At 61.3% G+C, this 17,443-nt stretch carries 14 protein-coding genes; 9 read left to right on the top strand and 5 right to left on the bottom strand.

From position 1 onward, the window contains the following. Positions 1-23 precede the first annotated feature (23 nt). Complete coding sequence (locus DLD99_RS16320; RefSeq protein ID WP_085711332.1) at positions 24-2,408, top strand: efflux RND transporter permease subunit; 2,385 nt, start codon at positions 24-26, stop codon at positions 2,406-2,408. A 56-nt stretch (positions 2,409-2,464) separates the two neighbouring features. Here the strand turns inward: DLD99_RS16320 and DLD99_RS16315 are convergent, their stop codons facing one another. Together DLD99_RS16315 and DLD99_RS16310 are read right to left on the bottom strand one after the other, a co-directional pair. Beyond that, a complete protein-coding gene (locus DLD99_RS16315; RefSeq protein ID WP_085711331.1) occupies positions 2,465-3,184 on the bottom strand; it encodes a FadR/GntR family transcriptional regulator in 720 nt (239 codons plus the stop codon). A gap of 152 nt (positions 3,185-3,336) precedes the next feature. Then, a complete protein-coding gene (locus DLD99_RS16310; protein ID WP_114883595.1) occupies positions 3,337-5,073 on the bottom strand; it encodes an IlvD/Edd family dehydratase in 1,737 nt (578 codons plus the stop codon). A 193-nt stretch (positions 5,074-5,266) separates the two neighbouring features. Between DLD99_RS16310 and DLD99_RS16305 the strand changes: the two genes are divergently transcribed. From DLD99_RS16305 to DLD99_RS16270, 8 genes are all read left to right on the top strand, one after another. Beyond that, positions 5,267-6,589, top strand: coding sequence for an MFS transporter (locus tag DLD99_RS16305; protein ID WP_114883593.1), 1,323 nt, complete (start codon positions 5,267-5,269; stop codon positions 6,587-6,589). Positions 6,590-6,624: 35 nt separating this feature from the next. Then, positions 6,625-7,617 carry an AraD1 family protein gene (gene araD1 / locus DLD99_RS16300; RefSeq protein ID WP_114883592.1) on the top strand — a complete coding sequence of 331 codons (993 nt, stop codon included), beginning with the start codon at positions 6,625-6,627 and terminating at the stop codon, positions 7,615-7,617. Between the two features lie 9 nt (positions 7,618-7,626). Continuing rightward, positions 7,627-9,207, top strand: a complete 1,581-nt coding sequence (locus tag DLD99_RS16295; RefSeq protein WP_114883591.1) for an aldehyde dehydrogenase (NADP(+)) — start codon at positions 7,627-7,629, stop codon at positions 9,205-9,207. Positions 9,208-9,303: 96 nt separating this feature from the next. Next, positions 9,304-9,591, top strand: coding sequence for a DUF5629 family protein (locus tag DLD99_RS16290; RefSeq protein ID WP_114886715.1), 288 nt, complete (start codon positions 9,304-9,306; stop codon positions 9,589-9,591). After that, on the top strand, positions 9,588-10,763 hold the full coding sequence (locus DLD99_RS16285; RefSeq protein WP_114883590.1) for a lactonase family protein: 1,176 nt from the start codon (positions 9,588-9,590) through the stop codon (positions 10,761-10,763). The genes DLD99_RS16290 and DLD99_RS16285 overlap by 4 nt, the downstream gene beginning before the upstream one ends. Positions 10,764-10,919: 156 nt before the next feature. Beyond that, positions 10,920-11,099, top strand: coding sequence for a hypothetical protein (locus tag DLD99_RS16280; RefSeq protein ID WP_007941320.1), 180 nt, complete (start codon positions 10,920-10,922; stop codon positions 11,097-11,099). Between the two features lie 254 nt (positions 11,100-11,353). Continuing rightward, positions 11,354-11,566: a hypothetical protein gene (locus tag DLD99_RS16275; protein ID WP_114883589.1), complete on the top strand. Its 213-nt coding sequence runs from the start codon at positions 11,354-11,356 to the stop codon at positions 11,564-11,566. Next, positions 11,563-11,820: a hypothetical protein gene (locus DLD99_RS16270; RefSeq protein ID WP_114883588.1), complete on the top strand. Its 258-nt coding sequence runs from the start codon at positions 11,563-11,565 to the stop codon at positions 11,818-11,820. The genes DLD99_RS16275 and DLD99_RS16270 overlap by 4 nt, the downstream gene beginning before the upstream one ends. A 5-nt stretch (positions 11,821-11,825) precedes the next feature. Here DLD99_RS16270 and DLD99_RS16265 read toward each other — a convergent pair whose 3' ends face one another. The 3 genes from DLD99_RS16265 to DLD99_RS16255 are packed head-to-tail and all read right to left on the bottom strand — an operon-like array spanning position 11,826 to position 17,289. Further along, positions 11,826-12,410 carry a glutathione S-transferase gene (locus tag DLD99_RS16265; RefSeq protein WP_114883587.1) on the bottom strand — a complete coding sequence of 195 codons (585 nt, stop codon included), beginning with the start codon at positions 12,408-12,410 and terminating at the stop codon, positions 11,826-11,828. Continuing rightward, entirely contained in the window at positions 12,407-16,048 is a 3,642-nt protein-coding gene (locus DLD99_RS16260) for an AAA family ATPase (RefSeq protein ID WP_114883586.1), read from the bottom strand. Before DLD99_RS16260 ends, DLD99_RS16265 begins: the two co-directional genes overlap by 4 nt. Then, positions 16,045-17,289 carry an exonuclease SbcCD subunit D C-terminal domain-containing protein gene (locus DLD99_RS16255; protein ID WP_114883585.1) on the bottom strand — a complete coding sequence of 415 codons (1,245 nt, stop codon included), beginning with the start codon at positions 17,287-17,289 and terminating at the stop codon, positions 16,045-16,047. Before DLD99_RS16255 ends, DLD99_RS16260 begins: the two co-directional genes overlap by 4 nt. Between the last annotated feature and the right edge of the window lie 154 nt (positions 17,290-17,443).

Genomic DNA, 17,443 nt, shown 5'->3' with positions numbered 1-17,443 from the left:
ATCAATAATAAGAAGGCGGGGCTATGACTTCCTTGAGCACTCATCATCAGGACAAGGCGACGTTCCTCGAACGCCTGATCTTCAACAACCGCCCGGCAGTGATCGTGATCTGCCTACTGGTCAGTATTTTCCTGTTCTGGCAGGCCACGCTGATCCGGCCGTCTACCAGCTTCGAAAAAATGATCCCGCTCAAGCATCCGTTCATCGAGAAGATGATGGAGCACCGCAACGATCTGACGAACCTGGGCAACACCGTACGCATTTCGGTGGAAGCCAAGGACGGTGACATCTTCTCCAAGGAGTACATGGAGACCCTGCGCCAGATCAACGACGAGGTGTTCTACATCTCCGGCGTCGACCGTTCCGGCCTGAAGTCGCTGTGGAGCCCGAGTGTGCGCTGGACCGAAGTGACCGAGGAAGGTTTTGCCGGCGGTGAAGTGATCCCGCAGAGCTACGACGGCTCCCAGGACAGCCTCGACATGCTGCGCAATAACGTGCTCAAGTCGGGTCAGGTCGGGCGTCTGGTGGCCAACGACTTCAAGTCGAGCATCGTCGACATCCCGCTGCTGGAGTCCTACCCGGACCCGCAGGACCAGGGCAAGTTGCTGGCGCTGGACTACCGCCAGTTCTCCCATGAACTGGAAGACAAGATCCGCAACAAGTTCGAAGCGCAGAACCCCAACGTCAAGATCCACATCGTCGGTTTCGCCAAGAAGGTCGGTGACCTGATCGACGGACTGGTGATGGTGGTGATGTTCTTCGGCATTGCCTTCGTCATCACCCTGATTCTGCTTCTGTGGTTCACCAACTGCCTGCGCAGCACCGTGGCGGTGTTGAGCACCACGCTGGTGGCGGTGGTCTGGCAACTGGGGTTGATGCACTTCTTCGGTTTCGGCCTCGATCCGTATTCGATGCTGGTGCCGTTCCTGATCTTTGCCATCGGGATTTCCCATGGCGTGCAGAAGATCAACGGTATCGCCCTGCAATCGAGCGAGGCGGACAACGCCCTGACCGCCGCGCGGCGCACCTTCCGCCAACTGTTCCTGCCGGGGATGATCGCGATTCTCGCGGACGCGGTGGGCTTCATCACGCTGCTGATCATCGACATCGGCGTGATCCGTGAACTGGCCATCGGCGCGTCCATCGGCGTGGCGGTGATCGTGTTCACCAACCTGATCCTGCTGCCGGTGGCGATTTCCTATGTCGGCATCAGCAAGCGCGCCATCGCCAAGAGCAAGAAGGACGCGAACCGCGAACATCCGTTCTGGCGCCTGCTGTCGAATTTCGCCAGCCCGAAAGTCGCACCGGTGTCCATCGCGCTGGCCCTGATCGCCTTCGGTGGCGGCCTCTGGTACAGCCAGAACCTGAAGATCGGCGACCTCGACCAGGGCGCGCCGGAACTGCGTCCGGACTCGCGCTACAACAAGGACAACAACTTCATCATCAACAACTACTCCACCAGCTCCGACGTACTGGTGGTGATGGTCAAGACCAAGTCCGAAGGCTGCTCGCGCTATGAAGCGATGGCGCCGATCGATGAGCTGATGTGGAAGATGCAGAACACCGAGGGAGTGCAGTCGGCGATCTCGCTGGTGACCGTGTCCAAGCAGATGATCAAGGGCATGAACGAGGGCAACCTGAAATGGGAAACCCTGTCGCGCAACCCGGACGTGCTGAACAACTCCATCGCCCGTGCCGACGGCCTGTACAACAACAGTTGCTCGCTGGCGCCGGTGCTGGTGTTCCTCAACGACCACAAGGCTGAAACCCTCGACCGTGCGGTGAAAGCCGTGCAGGAATTCGCCAAGGACAACAACAAGGACGGTCTGGAATTCATCCTTGCGGCCGGTAACGCCGGGATCGAAGCGGCTACCAACGAAGTCATCAAGCAGGCTGAACTGACCATCCTGATTCTGGTGTACATCTGCGTGGCGGTGATGTGCATGATCACCTTCCGCTCCTGGGCGGCGACCCTGTGCATCGTGCTGCCGCTGGTGCTGACCTCGGTGCTGGGCAACGCGCTGATGGCATTCATGGGCATCGGCGTCAAGGTCGCGACGCTGCCGGTGGTGGCGCTGGGTGTGGGGATCGGCGTGGACTACGGCATCTACATCTACAGCCGCCTGGAAAGTTTCCTGCGTGCCGGCCTGCCGTTGCAGGAAGCCTATTACCAGACCCTGAAATCCACCGGCAAAGCGGTGCTGTTCACCGGTCTGTGCCTGGCCATCGGCGTGTGCACCTGGATCTTCTCGGCGATCAAGTTCCAGGCCGACATGGGCCTGATGCTGACCTTCATGCTGTTGTGGAACATGTTCGGTGCGCTGTGGCTGCTGCCGGCACTGGCGAAGTTCCTGATCAAGCCGGAGAAGCTGGCGGGGCAAAAGGGCAATTCGTTGTTTGCTCACTGATCGGCGAGCCTGAAACGAAAAAGCCGCAACCCAAGGGTTGCGGCTTTTTTATGGCTTCAGGAAAGCTCGGTGCCGAGCACAACACTCAGCGCACTCCGCGCATCATCCAGCTGCACCAACGTCGCATGCCGAGCCCCCAATGCATCACGGTTTTCGATGGCCGTGAGAATCGCCTTGTGCCGAGGCAACGCCAGTTCATGCAGATTCGGCCGCTGGTTCGAATGCTTCAACGCTTCGGCAATTGCCACCGACAGCATGTTGCACAGGTTCGCCAGCAAGTCGTTATGGGTCGCATCGGCGATGCGGCTGTGGAAATCCAGATCCGGTTGCAGCAAGGCTTCCGGGGTCGGTGCGGCTTCCATGCGTTGGTAGGCTTCGCCGATGGCTGCGATGTCGGCATCGGTCGCATGCTGGGCGGCGAGGGCGGCGGCGGCCGGTTCGATGATGCTGCGCACGCTGGTCAGGACATTGAAGAACTCGTTCTGCGGGCTGCTTTGCATCAGCCAGTGCAGCACGTCCGGGTCGAGCATGTGCCATTCGCGGCGCGGCTTGACCACGGTGCCGACGCGCGGTTTCGAATACACCAGGCCCTTGGCGACCAGCACTCGGGTAGCTTCGCGCAACACCGGCCGGCTGACCGCGTACTCCTCGCAGAGCAAGGCTTCGGCGGGCAGTTTGTCGTCAGGCAGAAAACGGCCGGAGACGATCTGCATGCCCAGTTCCTGAACGATGCGCGAGTGCATGCTTTTACGGTCGGAAGGTTTGCGGTAATCCATGGGGAACGGCACGATCCTGAGCGATGGAGATGCCGCGCATCATAGCAATGTGGGAGCGAGCCTGCTCGCGATAGCGGTGTATCAGTCAACATGAATATCAACTGACAGATCGCCATCGCCAGCGGGCTGGCTCCCACAAGGGGGCGGCGGTGTTAATGGGAATGGCGGGGTACTTCAGCACCTCGACAACCGACCAGGAAATCGAAATCACACCCCTGATCCGCCTGCAGCACATGGTCGATATACAATTGACGATACCCACCCACCAGCAACTGCTGCGGCGGTTGCAGATCCGCCATGCGTGCCGCCAGTTCGGCGTCCGGAATATCCAGGTGCAGACGCCCGCTGGCGCAGTCCAGCTCGATCCAGTCGCCTTCCTTCACCACCGCCAACGGCCCGCCGGCCGCCGCTTCGGGGGCGACATGCAACACAACTGTGCCGTACGCGGTGCCGCTCATGCGTGCGTCGGAAATGCGCACCATGTCTGTCACGCCCTGGGCCAGCAGCTTGGCCGGCAGGCCCATGTTGCCGACCTCGGCCATGCCCGGATAACCCTTCGGACCGCAGTTTTTCATCACCAGAATCGAGTTCGCATCGACGTCGAGTTCCGGGTCGTTGATGCGCGCCTTGTACATATCGAAGTTCTCGAATACGACCGCGCGACCACGGTGCTGCATCAGTTCCGGCGTGGCGGCAGATGGCTTGAGCACTGCGCCCAGTGGCGCCAGGTTGCCGCGCAACACGCAGATCCCGCCGTCTGCGCGGATCGGGTTGTCGAGGGTTCGGATCACTTGGTCTTCGCCGTAGATCGGCGCGTCCTTGGTGTTCTCACCGATGGATTTGCCATTGACGGTCAGCGCGTCAGGATTCGGAATCAGATTGGCCTCGCCGAGGCGGCGCAATACGGCCGGCAAGCCGCCCGCGTAATAGAACTCTTCCATCAGGAAACGCCCTGACGGTTGCAGGTCGACAATGGTCGGCATGCCGCGACCGATGCGGGTCCAGTCGTCCAGATCCAGCTCGACACCAATGCGCCCAGCGATGGCTTTTAGGTGAATCACCGCGTTGGTCGAACCGCCAATCGCCGCGTTGACCCGGATCGCGTTTTCGAAGGCCTCTTTGGTCAGGATCTTCGACAGCTTCAAGTCTTCACGGACCATTTCCACCGCACGCATGCCGGACATGTGCGCCAGCACGTAACGCCGCGCATCCACCGCCGGAATCGCCGCGTTGTGCGGCAGGGAAGTGCCCAGTGCTTCGGCCATGCAGGCCATGGTCGACGCGGTGCCCATGGTGTTGCAGGTGCCGGCCGAGCGGGACATGCCGCCCTCGGCCGCGAGGAAATCGTCAATCGTGATGGTGCCAGCCTTGACCTGCTCGCTGAGCTGCCAGACCACGGTGCCGGAGCCAATGTCCTTGCCCTTGTGCTTGCCGTTGAGCATCGGCCCGCCAGTGACGACGATCGCCGGCACATCGCAACTGGCCGCGCCCATCAGCAGGGCCGGGGTGGTCTTGTCGCATCCGGTTAGCAGCACCACGCCGTCAATCGGGTTGCCGCGAATCGCTTCCTCGACATCCATGCTCGCCAGGTTGCGGGTGAGCATGGCGGTCGGGCGCAGGTTCGATTCACCGTTGGAGAACACCGGGAATTCCACCGGAAAGCCGCCGGCCTCGATCACACCGCGTTTGACGTGCTCCGCAATCTGGCGGAAATGCGCGTTGCACGGTGTCAGTTCCGACCAGGTGTTGCAGATGCCGATGATCGGCTTGCCATGGAACTGATGGTCGGCGATGCCCTGATTCTTCATCCAGCTGCGGTACATGAAGCCGTTCTTGTCGGCTGTGCCGAACCATTGGGCGGAGCGCAGGGTGGGTTGCTTATCAGACATGATCGATTCTCTTATTGTAAGACTATTGTTTGCGAGCTTCGGCTAAACATAAGCGTAAAATCGGCGCTTTGGAAGTGTTGTTGGGTAATTAGTATTACTATATAGTCGTTTTCGATTGAGGGATGGCCCTGGCGATTTTCCGCGAGAGGCGTCCCCGCAGGTTCCATAAAAACAACAATCGGAGACCGATCCCATGAGCCAGGAACTGCGGCTTGTCCGGCGCATCACGTTGAAACTGATTCCCTTCCTGATCCTGCTGTACCTGATCGCCTATGTGGATCGCTCCGCCGTCGGCTTTGCCAAGCTGCACATGGGCGCCGACATCGGCATCGGCGATGCCGCCTACGGCCTCGGTGCCGGGCTGTTTTTCATTGGCTACTTTCTACTGGAAATCCCCAGCAACCTGATGCTCGAACGCTTCGGTGCGCGGCGCTGGTTCGCGCGGATCATGATCACCTGGGGCGCGATCACCATCGGCATGGCGTTCGTCCAGGGCCCGCACAGTTTCTACGTGATGCGCTTTCTGCTCGGCGCGGCGGAGGCGGGGTTCTTTCCCGGCGTTCTGTACTACATCACCCAATGGTTCCCGGTACGCCATCGCGGCAAGATCCTCGGCCTGTTCATCCTGTCCCAACCCATCGCGATGATGATCACCGGCCCCGTGTCCGGCGGCCTGCTGGGCCTGGACGGCATCCTCGGTCTGCATGGCTGGCAGTGGCTGTTCATCGTCATCGGCACCCCGGCGATCCTGCTGACCTGGCCGGTATTGCGTTGGCTGCCGGACGGTCCGCAGCAAGTGGAATGGATGGATCAGGCCGAGAAAGACTGGCTGACCGGTGAGCTGAAAAAGGATCTGCAGGAATACGGCCAGACCCGCCACGGCAATCCGCTGCATGCGCTCAAGGACAAACGTGTGTTGCTGCTGGCGCTGTTCTATCTGCCGGTGACCCTGAGCATCTACGGACTTGGCCTGTGGCTGCCGACCCTGATCAAACAGTTTGGCGGCAGCGATCTGGTGACCGGTTTCGTGTCATCGGTGCCGTACATCTTCGGCATCGTCGGGCTGCTGATCGTGCCGCGCAGTTCCGACCGCATGAATGATCGCTACGGGCATCTGGCGGTGCTTTACGTGCTGGGCGCCCTCGGCTTGTTCCTCAGCGCCTGGCTGTCGTTGCCGGTGGCGCAACTGGCGGCGTTGTGTCTGGTGGCGTTCGCGCTGTTTTCCTGCACGGCGGTGTTCTGGACCTTGCCGGGGCGCTTCTTTGCCGGCGCCAGTGCGGCGGCGGGCATTGCCTTGATCAACTCGGTGGGCAACCTCGGCGGTTACATCGGCCCATTCGTGATCGGCGCGTTGAAGGAATACACCGGCAATCTCGCTTCGGGCCTGTACTTCCTGTCCGGGGTGATGGTGTTCGGGCTGGTTCTGACGGGCGTCGTCTATCGCTTGCTGGAGCGCAAACACGTGTTGCCGGTTGATCAGTTCGCCGCCAGTGCTCGCGGTGCGACCCGCACCTGATATCGATCCAGGATTTGTCTTAACAGGAGAACATCATGCATCTGGTTCAATTCGAATTGAGTAACGGCGAGCGCCGCGTCGGGGTGGTCGAGGACGGTCTGGTGCGTGAGGTGCAGGATGCGCGCACGGTTCGCGACCTCGCCCTGGCGGCGATTGAAGCCGGCAGCACCCTGGCGCAACAAGTACAAACTCTGGGCCTGGGCATCAGCCACGATTACGCCAAACTGCTGGCCAAACTGCGCATCCTGCCGCCGCTGGATCATCCGGACCCGGCGCACCTGCTGGTCAGCGGCACCGGTCTCACGCACCTCGGCAGCGCATCGGCCCGGGACAAGATGCACCAGCAGGCCGGCGACGAGGCGGCGATGACCGACACCATGCGCATCTTCAAGTGGGGCGTGGAGGGCGGCAAACCGGCGGCGGGGCAGGCCGGGGTGCAACCGGAGTGGTTCTACAAGGGCGATGGCAGCATTGTCGTGCGTCCCGGTCAGCCGTTCCCGCTGCCACCGTTTGCCGAAGACGCCGGCGAAGAACCGGAGATGGCCGGCCTCTACGTCATCGGCTACGACGGCAAGCCGTATCGCCTCGGTTTCGCGGTGGGCAACGAGTTCTCCGATCACGTCATGGAGCGCAAGAATTACCTGTACCTGGCCCACTCGAAACTGCGCAGTTGCAGCTACGGCCCGGAACTGCGCGTCGGTGAATTGCCGCAACATCTGGCCGGCACCAGCCGCATCCTGCGCGACGGCGAAGTGCTGTGGCAGAACGAGTTCCTCAGCGGTGAGGCCAACATGTGCCACAGCCTGGCGAACCTCGAATACCACCACTTCAAGTACAGCCAGTTCCTGCGCCCGGGCGACGTGCACATTCACTTTTTCGGCACCGCGACCCTGTCGTTCGCCGATGGCATCCGCACTCAGCCGGGCGATGTGTTCGAGATCAGCCAGGCCGAATTCGGTGCGCCGCTGGTCAACGGCATCACCCCGGTTGAAGCCGTTTTCCAACCGGACAGCATTGGCACCCTTTAAGGAGATCCCATGACTCAGATTCTCGGTCACAACTACATTGGCGGGCGTCGCAGTGCGGCGGGCAGCGTCAAGTTGCAGAGCATCGACGCCACGACGGGCGAGGCGCTCCCTCACGATTTCATTCAGGCGACGCAGGAGGAAGTGGACGCCGCCGCCAAAGCGGCCGCTTCTGCCTACCCGGCCTATCGCAGCTTGAGCGCCGAACGCCGCGCGCAGTTTCTCGATGCCATCGCCGATGAGCTGGATGCGCTGGGCGATGATTTTGTCGCGGTGGTCTGCCGTGAGACCGCGCTGCCTGCCGGGCGGATTCAGGGCGAGCGTGGTCGCACCAGCGGCCAGATGCGGCTGTTCGCCAAGGTTCTTCGGCGCGGTGATTTCTACGGCGCGCGAATCGACCTGCCGTTGCCGGACCGTCAGCCGCTGCCGCGCCCCGATCTGCGCCAATACCGCATCGGCTTGGGCCCGGTGGCTGTGTTCGGCGCGAGCAACTTTCCGTTGGCATTTTCCACCGCTGGCGGCGACACCGCGTCGGCGCTGGCCGCCGGGTGCCCGGTGGTGTTCAAGGCCCACAGCGGCCATATGGCCACGGCCGAACTCGTGGCTGACGCGGTGATTCGTGCAGCAGAGAAAACCGCGATGCCGGCGGGTGTGTTCAATATGATCTACGGCGGTGGCGTCGGCGAGTGGCTGGTCAAGCACCCGGCGATTCAAGCTGTCGGTTTCACCGGTTCGCTCAAGGGCGGACGGGCGTTGTGCGACATGGCCGCCGCGCGTCCACAGCCGATCCCGGTGTTCGCCGAGATGTCGAGCATCAACCCGGTGATCGTGTTGCCCCAGGCCCTGGCCGTTCGTTCGGAAACCGTCGCCCGTGATCTGACCGCGTCGGTGGTGCAGGGCTGCGGTCAGTTCTGTACCAACCCGGGCCTGGTGATCGGCATTCGCTCGCCGCAATTCACGGCGTTCGTTGAGCAAGTCGCTGCGCTGATCGGCGACCAACCGGCGCAAACCATGCTCAATGCCGGGACCCTTGGCAGCTACGGCAAGGGTCTGGAAAAACTCTTGGCGCATGCCGGCATCGAGCATCTGGCCGGCAACCCGCAGCAGGGCAATCAGGCGCAGCCACAGTTGTTCAGGGCCGATGCCAGCCTGTTGATCAATGGCGATGAAGTGCTGCAGGAAGAAGTGTTCGGCCCGACCACGGTGATCGTCGAAGTGGCCGATCAGGCGCAACTGAGTGCGGCGCTGCTGGGGCTGCATGGTCAGCTCACGGCGACCCTCATCGGTGAACCGGCAGACTTCGTGCAGTTCCCGGAACTGACGCCGTTGCTGGAGCAGAAGGTCGGACGGATCCTGCTCAACGGTTACCCGACCGGTGTCGAGGTGTGTGATTCGATGATCCACGGCGGCCCTTATCCCGCGACCTCCGATGCTCGCGGTACCTCGGTCGGCACCCTGGCCATCGATCGTTTCCTGCGCCCGGTGTGCTTCCAGAACTGCCCCGACAGCCTGCTGCCGGAACCGTTGAAAAACGCCAACCCGCTGCGGATTCAGCGACTGGTCGACGGCAAGCCTTCACGCGAAGCGCTCTAAGCCGGATCGCCGGGTCTTGTGTGGGCAAGCTCCCCTGAGGCCCGGCGGCCACATTGAGCTATCATTGCCACTTTCCCCCTGAAAGACATGATCGACATGACTGCCGAACCCCAAACCCTTCTCAACGTCCTCAAACACTGCGACATGGTTGAAATCGACGGCTTGTACGCTTTCGAGTTTTCTCTCTATGAAGACGATGGTCTGCATATCGAACTCATGGACGGTCGAGTGACGAAGCACTGGGAATTCACCCCGGAACAGGTCAGAGCAGCAACATTCGATCAGACGAAAGAGAACTGGGTCATCAAAGGTGATACCGGCGAGCACCGTCTTGTATGCAAGGACGCGTTCGGTGGCAGCAACGACGAGGATGAAACCGAATGAACATGCGTAAGTTCTGGCCGTTGCTGATGGCCGGCAGCGTCGGTGCGATGGGCCTGTCCAGTGCCTCGGCCGAAAGCTTCCAGTTGCTGGTCGGCTCCTACACCGCCGGCACCAGCCAAGGCATCTACCGGATGAACTTCGACAGCGCCACCGGCCAGATCGACGCCAAGCCGCTGCAGGTGATCAAGAGCGAAAACCCGTCGTGGTTGACCCTGTCCAAGGATCAGCACCGGGTGTTCGTGGTCAACGAAAACGGCCCTGGCCAGAAAGACCCGGTCGGCCGTGTCAGCAGTTATTCGATCGATCCCAAGACCCACGTCCTGACCCTGATCAATCAGGTGCAGAGCCTGGGCAACGAGCCTACCCATTCGAGCCTCAGTGGCGACGCCAGTCATCTGTTCGTCAGCAACTATTCGGTGGTTGAAGATCCGGGCGGCACCCTCGCGGTGTTGCCGGTGGGCAGCGACGGCAAGCTCAAACCGGTGGTGCAGATGAGCGCGCACCCGGCGAGTCGGGTCAACCTCGAGCGTCAGGCCTCGAACCACGTGCACTCGACGATTTCCTCGCCGGACGGCCGTTTTGTGTTCTCCAACGACCTGGGTGCAGACAAAGTCTTTGTCTACCAATTCGACCCGAAAGCCAACCCGGACCTGCCGCTGACTCCGGCAAAAACCGCTTCGGTGCAACTGCCACCGGGCAGCGGCCCGCGTCATCTGTTGTTCAGCGCTGACGGCAAACATGCCTGGCTGACCATGGAAATGAGCGCCCAGGTTGCCGTGTTCGACTACAAGGACGGCGTGCTGACCCAGACGCAAATGGTTGATCTGGCAGCCGGCCAGCCGACTTCGGACAAAGCCGCTGCGGCGCTGCACGCGTCCGCCGATGGCAAATTCCTTTATGTCAGCAACCGTGGCACCGCCAACCAGTTGCTAGTGTTCGCCATCGACCCGGCCAGCGGCCAGCTCAAGGAACTGCAGCGACGTTCGGTGGAAGGCGATCACCCGCGTGAGTTCAGCCTCGATCCGAGCGGCAAATTCCTGCTGATCGCCAACCAGAAGAGCAACCAGATTGTCGTGGTCGAACGTGATGGCAAGACCGGTCTGCTGGGCAAAACCGTGCAAAAACTGCCGATGGACGCCCCGAGCGACCTCAAGTTTCTTGTGCGTCAATAAGCCGCAGGCCCCGATCTACGGGGCCTGACGCTTTGTATTAATCCTGCTGATAACAGGTAATGGTGCAAAGCATTTCAAGCGAGCAACCCTCGAGCGTTAAGTTTGCTTCACGGCCCAACCGGGCAAGCAAGCCAACCGAACACGAGGGTTACCGCCATGAACTTCAATCTCTTCTCCGTTATCGCCGCTTCTGCCATCTCCGCCACCGTTGCTCTGCCAGCCAGCGCCAACGTTGAAATCAGCGACAAAAAATCCCACACCCAGAGCTACACCCAGAAATACCTGCAACAGAGCGCCAACTTCTACGCCGCGCTGGATCACAAAGCCCAACACTGAAATTTCCGTCACGCCCTGGAACTGCCCAAGGCTGCGATCCTTTGATCTTGTTTATCAAAAGCAAAATCAAAAGATCGCAGCCTTGGGCAGTTTTTTGCGTGTGTATTGTCAGGCGATAGACATTTTCAAACGGCGGGATAGACCGGCTAAATAATCAACCAAGCTGATGGTTACTATGGCAAACGCTGAGTGGTTACCCCGGCTTTTTTGATTGATTCTGTGGGCGTCGAAACATTGTCCACGGAGCACACATCATGGCCAGTTCAATCATCACTTCCGCAAAACGCGGCGCCTACCTGGCCATCGGTCTGTACCTGGTCATGGTGCTGTTCGTCAGCCTTTCGTCCCAGTCGCAACACAGCTTCGATGCGCCGATCCAGGTCGCACATCCCGGCGTCCAGTTCGAACTTCGCTCGCAAAACGCAGCGGCGGATTCCGTTGAACTCGCGGGAGCCGTCGGAGCATGAAAGGCTACAGATTCTGGATCATCGCCGGTCTGGCGATCATGACCAATGGCGCCTCCCTGTTGGGATTCGGCCAGGGCTCGGTCGGCGGGCTGGCCCGGGCCATAGAGGCCAACCACACCATTGCGCACAACATCGAACGGGCCAATGCGCTGGGGCTGCTGGCCGGCAATCCACCGGTGAAAACCGAAGTGAGTTTTCTCGGACCATTCCAAGTGGATTGCTCGGCCATCGGCATGTGCCAGGTACTGGCGTAAGGCGCTTACTTTTTCATGATGGCGGTAAACAGCTCCGACTCAAGAAAACGCTGCAGCCAAGCCTGCAATCGCTGATACGGCGTCGTCGCAAACCAGTCACGATCAACATGGGCGAACTGGCGGACAAAGGGCAGCAGCGCGATATCGGCCAGGCAAGGATGATCGGCCAGCAAGTAGTCGCGGTTCTCGAGTAACTCATCGAGCTTCTGCAGGAACAGCGCACCTTCCGCGCGATAGACCTCCATCGGCTGTTCCGGATAACGCTCGGCGTACTTGTAGCGATTCAAATGCACCTTGAACACTTGATCGTTGGCTTCGATCAACTCGGCAAGCCTTGAATCGCCACCCAGCAACCAGTCATCCGGATCATTCTGCGCCAGCGCCCAGCGCATGATCTCCAGGCTCTCATCGATCACCTGACCACCGGCATCCAGCACCGGCACCGTACCTTTGGGCGAGATCGCCAGCATCTCCGCCGGTTTGGCCTTGAGGCTGACTTCGACGATCTCCACCGGCACGCCCGAATAGCGCAGCGCCATCCGCGCCCGCATCGCGTACGGGCAGCGGCGGAAGGAATACATCGTGTTCATTTCACCTCCAATGTGCTCAAACCGTTGCCCTGGCGCTGTACCTGAATCTGCACCGGAATCCGCTCGTGCATTTCCTGCACGTGAGAAATCACCGCGACCTTGCGGCCCTGTGCCTGCAAGCCGTCGAGGGCGTCCATGGCCAGTTGCAGGGATTCCGGATCGAGGCTGCCGAAGCCTTCGTCGATGAACAGCGATTCGATCTTCAGCGTGCTCGACGCCATCGAGGCCAGACCCAGAGCGAGGGCCAGCGATACCAGGAAGGTTTCTCCGCCGGACAGCGAATGCACCGAGCGCAGTTCGTCGCCCATTTCCGTGTCCATCACCAGCAGACCGAGCATGCTGCCGCCGCGTTTGAGGCGATAGCGTTTGACCAGTTGGCGCAATTGCGCGTTGGCGTGATGCACCAGCAGGTCGAGGTTGTAGGCCTGGGCGATCTTGCGGAAGGTGTCACCGGTGGCCGAACCGATCAAGGCATTGAGCCGCGCCCAGCGCTGATATTCGGCATAGGCATCGGCGATCTGCTGCGCCAACGCGGAGTTGGCGTTCTGCCGGCGCTGATCTTCGACTTGCTCGGCGCGCAGTTCGGCGCAGAGCTGTTCACTGGCGCCGCACTGGTTCTGCAAGTCGGCGAGGGCAGTGACAAGTTGCTCGGCTTCAAGGTTGCCGTTGTGTTGCGCCCGATGCCCGAGCAACTGGCGATCACGCTCCTGCAACAGCACTTTGGCGTGTTCCAGGGCCTTTTCGTTGCGCTGCAAACGCTCGCGCAGCTCGCCGACCTGCGCGTCATCGACCCGCAACAGATCTTCGAGACCGCCGTCATCCAGTTCCGGATGACGGGCGCGCCAGTCGGCAATCTTGCCGGCCAGATCGCGGTCTTCGGTTTCCAGCGCCTGCAAACGCTCCTGCTGCGCTTTGAGTTCGGCGGCGATCTGCACGAGTCGCGTGCGCACGCCTTGCAGGGCCTGAGTCGTGGTGGATTCGGCGTTGCGCGCCTGTTCTACCGCGAGTTCAAGCTGCTGCTGCCAGTGCTCGGCACAGTTGTGATCGCCTAGCAACTGCGCCAGTTTTTCCTGACTGGCCTGTTGTTGAGCACTCAGTGTGTTGAGCTGTTGCTCTGCGGTTTGCAGTTGCTGCACGCGGCTTTGCTGACGATCCTGCTCTTTCTCGAGCGTCTGCTGGCGTTGCTGTTGTTCGGCCAGCTCTTCCTTCTGCTGATCGACTTGCGCCAGACGCTCGGCAATCTGCCGGTCAAGCTGCATGAAAGTCGCGGCCGGTTCGGCGCGCAGGGCTTCGTGAGTTTCGGAGGGCAGCAGTGTGGCGAAGGCTGCGAGTTCTTCGTCCAGACGCTGGCGGTCAGCGCTCAACTCGCGCTGCTGATTGCTCAGGTGCTGGGTGGCTTGCTGGTGTGCGGTTTCGGCGTGACGCAATTGCTGGGTCAGGCGCGCCGCATCCTGTTGCAAGGTGAGCAGGGCGGTCTGGCGGTGTTCGTCCTGGGTGATGCTCTGGTTCAGTTGATCGTTCTGGCGAGTGAGCCACGCAGCGCGCTTGTCGCTGTCCTGATTCAATAATTGCGCGGCCAGCGGATGAGATTCGATGCTCGGCGTCAGCGCTTGCTGTTGTGCCGCCAGTTGTTCCTGCTGTTGCAGCAACTCTTTCTGTTGAGCAATCACGCCTCCGACACTGGCACGCAGCTCGGTGAGTTTTTCCTTCAGTTGATCGACCGCTTGCTGCGCGCTGGCCTGCTCGCTTTCATCGTGACGGCCGAGGCTTTGCAGCAGGGCTTCCGGCTGGTGGTACGGATGCTCGTTGCTGCCGCAGACCGGGCACGGCTGGTCATCCTGCAATTGCGCACGCAGCTCTTCGACACTGGCACTGCGGGCCAGACGCTGACGTTCGAGCAATTCACGGGTGACGTTGAGGGTCTGTTCGGCGACGGTCAGCTCGGACTTGGTTTTCACTCCGTCCTGGGTCAGGCGCTCGCGCTCCTGCTGCGCATCGAGCTGACGCTGTTGCAACTCGGCACTGCGCTTGTCCAGCTCCTGCTGACTGGCCCAAAGACGTGTGAGGTCTTCGACGGCGCGCAGTTGTTTGCGATTGTCCTGCAACAGGGTACCGAGGATGCCGATCTGCTCGGCGACGGCGTCCGGCTCGGCGCCGGCCTCTTTGAACAGCACTTCAAGCTGCTGTTTTTGCGTGGCCAGTTCTTCGGTGGCGCGGGCGGCGTTCTGTTCGAGATTCGCCAGTTCGCTCTCGCCCTTGTTCAACCGGTTGCCGATCAGCATCAGTTGCTGCAAGCGGTCGCGGTAGGCATTCCACGCTTCGCTCAACGGTGCCAGGTGAGCACTTTGCTCCAGATCGGCGGCGATGCGTTGCAGGCGTTCCGCGACCTGCTTTTGCTGATCGAGCAGGGTCTGGATTGCGCTTTGGCCCTCAGTGCTGGCCTGTTCGGCGGCCTGCTTTGCCTCGGTGCCGGAAGCAACATCCTTGGCCAGACGGGCGAGGGTGCTTTGCTCATCGAAGGCCTGACGCAACAGCGGCGCACTTTCGCTCTGTTGTTTCTGCGCTTCGCTCAGGGCGATTTGTGCAGTACTCAGGTCTTGTTCAAGTTGAGCCTGGTGTTCGGTCAGCTCGCCTTGTTGCCGGGTGTGCGCGTTGATTTGCGCCGCCAGCGGTGTCAGCTGTGCATCGATTTCAGCCTTGCGGGCGAACTGATGTCGTTGCGGGGCGAGTTGCTCCAGTCGCGTTAATCTCAAGCGTTCGCCGGCCAACGTTTCGCGCTCATGTTCGGCGCTCTGCAATTGCTCGGCGGCTGCCTGCTGCGCGTCCTGCAACAGGTGCAGATCCTTGAGCCAGGTGTGCTGCTGCTCAAGCTGTTTGAGCTGCGCCTGCTGCAACTTCAATTGTTGCTGGGCAGCGTTGAAGCGTTCGTCGAGTTCGGCGCGGGCCTCGGGCGGCAGCGGAGTCACGCCGGTGGCCTGATCCTGCAACTGCTTGTGGGCTTCGCGAGCCTCTTTGGTCTTGTCGAACGCGCGCCGGCCGAGGCGGGTGTAGAGCGCCGTGTCGGTGAGCTTTTCCAGCAGTTCGCTGCGGTCGTTGTCGTCGGCCTTGAGGAACGCACTGAACTCGCTCTGGGCCAGCAGCACGGCGCGGGTGAATTGCTCGAAGTTCAGGCCCAGCGCCGCTTCAAGCTGAACCTTGTATTCACCTTTCTGGCTGGCGAGCAGTTGATCCTGATCGATATCGCGCAAGCTCTGGCGGCTGGCCTGTAACTTGCCGCCGGCCTTTTCCCGGGCGCGGTTGGCTTCCCAGCGCGCGCGATAGCGGCGGCCATCGACGCCGACGAAGTCCACCTCGGCAAACCCTTCGCCCGTACCACGACGCAGCAGAGTGCGCGGGTCGCCGGTGGCGATTTCGCCGTCGGCGTCCGGCACCTTGGCGTCACGGCTGGTGTTGTTCAGGCGCGGTACGGCGCCGAACAGCGCCAGACACAAGGCATCGAGCAAGGTACTTTTACCGGCACCAGTCGGGCCGGTGATTGCGAACAGACCTGCGCTGGCCAGCGGTTCGGCGGTGAAGTCGATCTCGAACGGGCCGGCCAGCGAGGCAAGGTTCTTCAAACGAATGGCGAGAATCTTCATGGCTGCTCGCCCTCCATTTGTACGTCTTGCAGCAGCTCGGCGAAGTCCTTGAGGGTTTGCTCGTCGACCTCGTTGCCGTAATTGTCGAGCCAGGCGCGGCTGAACAATTCCTGTGGTGTGAGCTGATCCAGTTCGATCAGCGCGCTGCCGTCCTCGACGCCGTCAGCGCCACGATTGCCGGCGTATTCGGCGGCGATTCGCACCAGTCGCACAGCTTTTCCTTGCAGGGCACTTTCGACCTGATGGCGCAGATCCGGTTGCGGCTCGTCGAGGGTCACGCGCACTTCCAGCCACGGCTGGCGCTGGGTCTCGGCCAGCAGATCGATGTTTGGCAGGTCGGCCAGTTGCAACAGGATTTCCGCCAGCGGCGCAGGGCCGAGGCGTTGCAGGTTGACGGAACGGGGGATCAGTATCGGCTCGACGCTGACCAGGGTTTCGCCGTCGAGCACGACGTCGAGAATCTGGTGCTGATAACTGATTTCCGAAAAGGACAACGGAATCGGCGAGCCGCTGTAGCGAATCCGTTCTTCGCCATTGACCTTCTGCGGCTTGTGCAAATGGCCGAGGGCGACATAGCTGATGCTCGGTCCGAACAGGCTGGCCGGCAGGGCTTCGGCGTTGCCGATGATCAGGCTGCGCTCGGAGTCTTCCGACACCGACCCGCCGGCCATGTGCGCATGGCTAATGGCAACCAGTGCCTGGCCCGGCTGGCGCCTGGCGTTGGCCGCTTCGATCAGCCATTCATGCACCTGACCGATGCCGCGCAAATAGTTGTCGCCCAGATGTGCGCCGGTCACTTCGGCCGGGCGCAGGAACGGCAGCGCCAGGCACCATGCGGCGATCTCGCCCGAGGCATTCGGCAACGGCAACAACAGGCGTTCTGAATCGAGTTGGCCGTCGTCCAGCCACAGCACCCGGCCCAACGCATGGGTACGCAAACGCCGCATCAACGGCGCGGGCAGTTCGATCCGCGAGCCGGAATCGTGGTTGCCGGCAATCATCACGATAGTCAGCAACGGCTGCTGTTCGTGGGCGCTGACGATGAAATCGTAGAGGCGTTCCTGGGCTTTGACCGGCGGATTCACCGTGTCGAAGATGTCGCCGGCGATCAGCAGCACGTCCGGCTGCGCCAGCTTCAATTGGCGCAGCAGCCACTCGAGAAAACAGCTGTGTTCGAAATCGCGCTCCTGGCCGTGCAGGTTCTGCCCAAGGTGCCAGTCGGAGGTGTGAAACAGACGCAAGGCTGACTCCGCAATATAAAGAGGTGATGGCCGCCTGGAAGGAGAGGGCGGCGAAAGAGGGGAGAGTTTACAGATTATTGCGACGGGCAGGCTTGTCCGGGAGGTGGTGGCCGCGATCTCGGTGAGCCCATTAATTGACGGCCCAACACCGGTT

Origin of the sequence: Pseudomonas kribbensis, from assembly GCF_003352185.1 — a bacterium.
GTDB classification, from domain to species: domain Bacteria; phylum Pseudomonadota; class Gammaproteobacteria; order Pseudomonadales; family Pseudomonadaceae; genus Aquipseudomonas; species Aquipseudomonas kribbensis.
The sequence above is the reverse complement of the archived record's forward strand: the minus strand, read 5'-3'. Positions and strand labels throughout refer to the sequence as shown.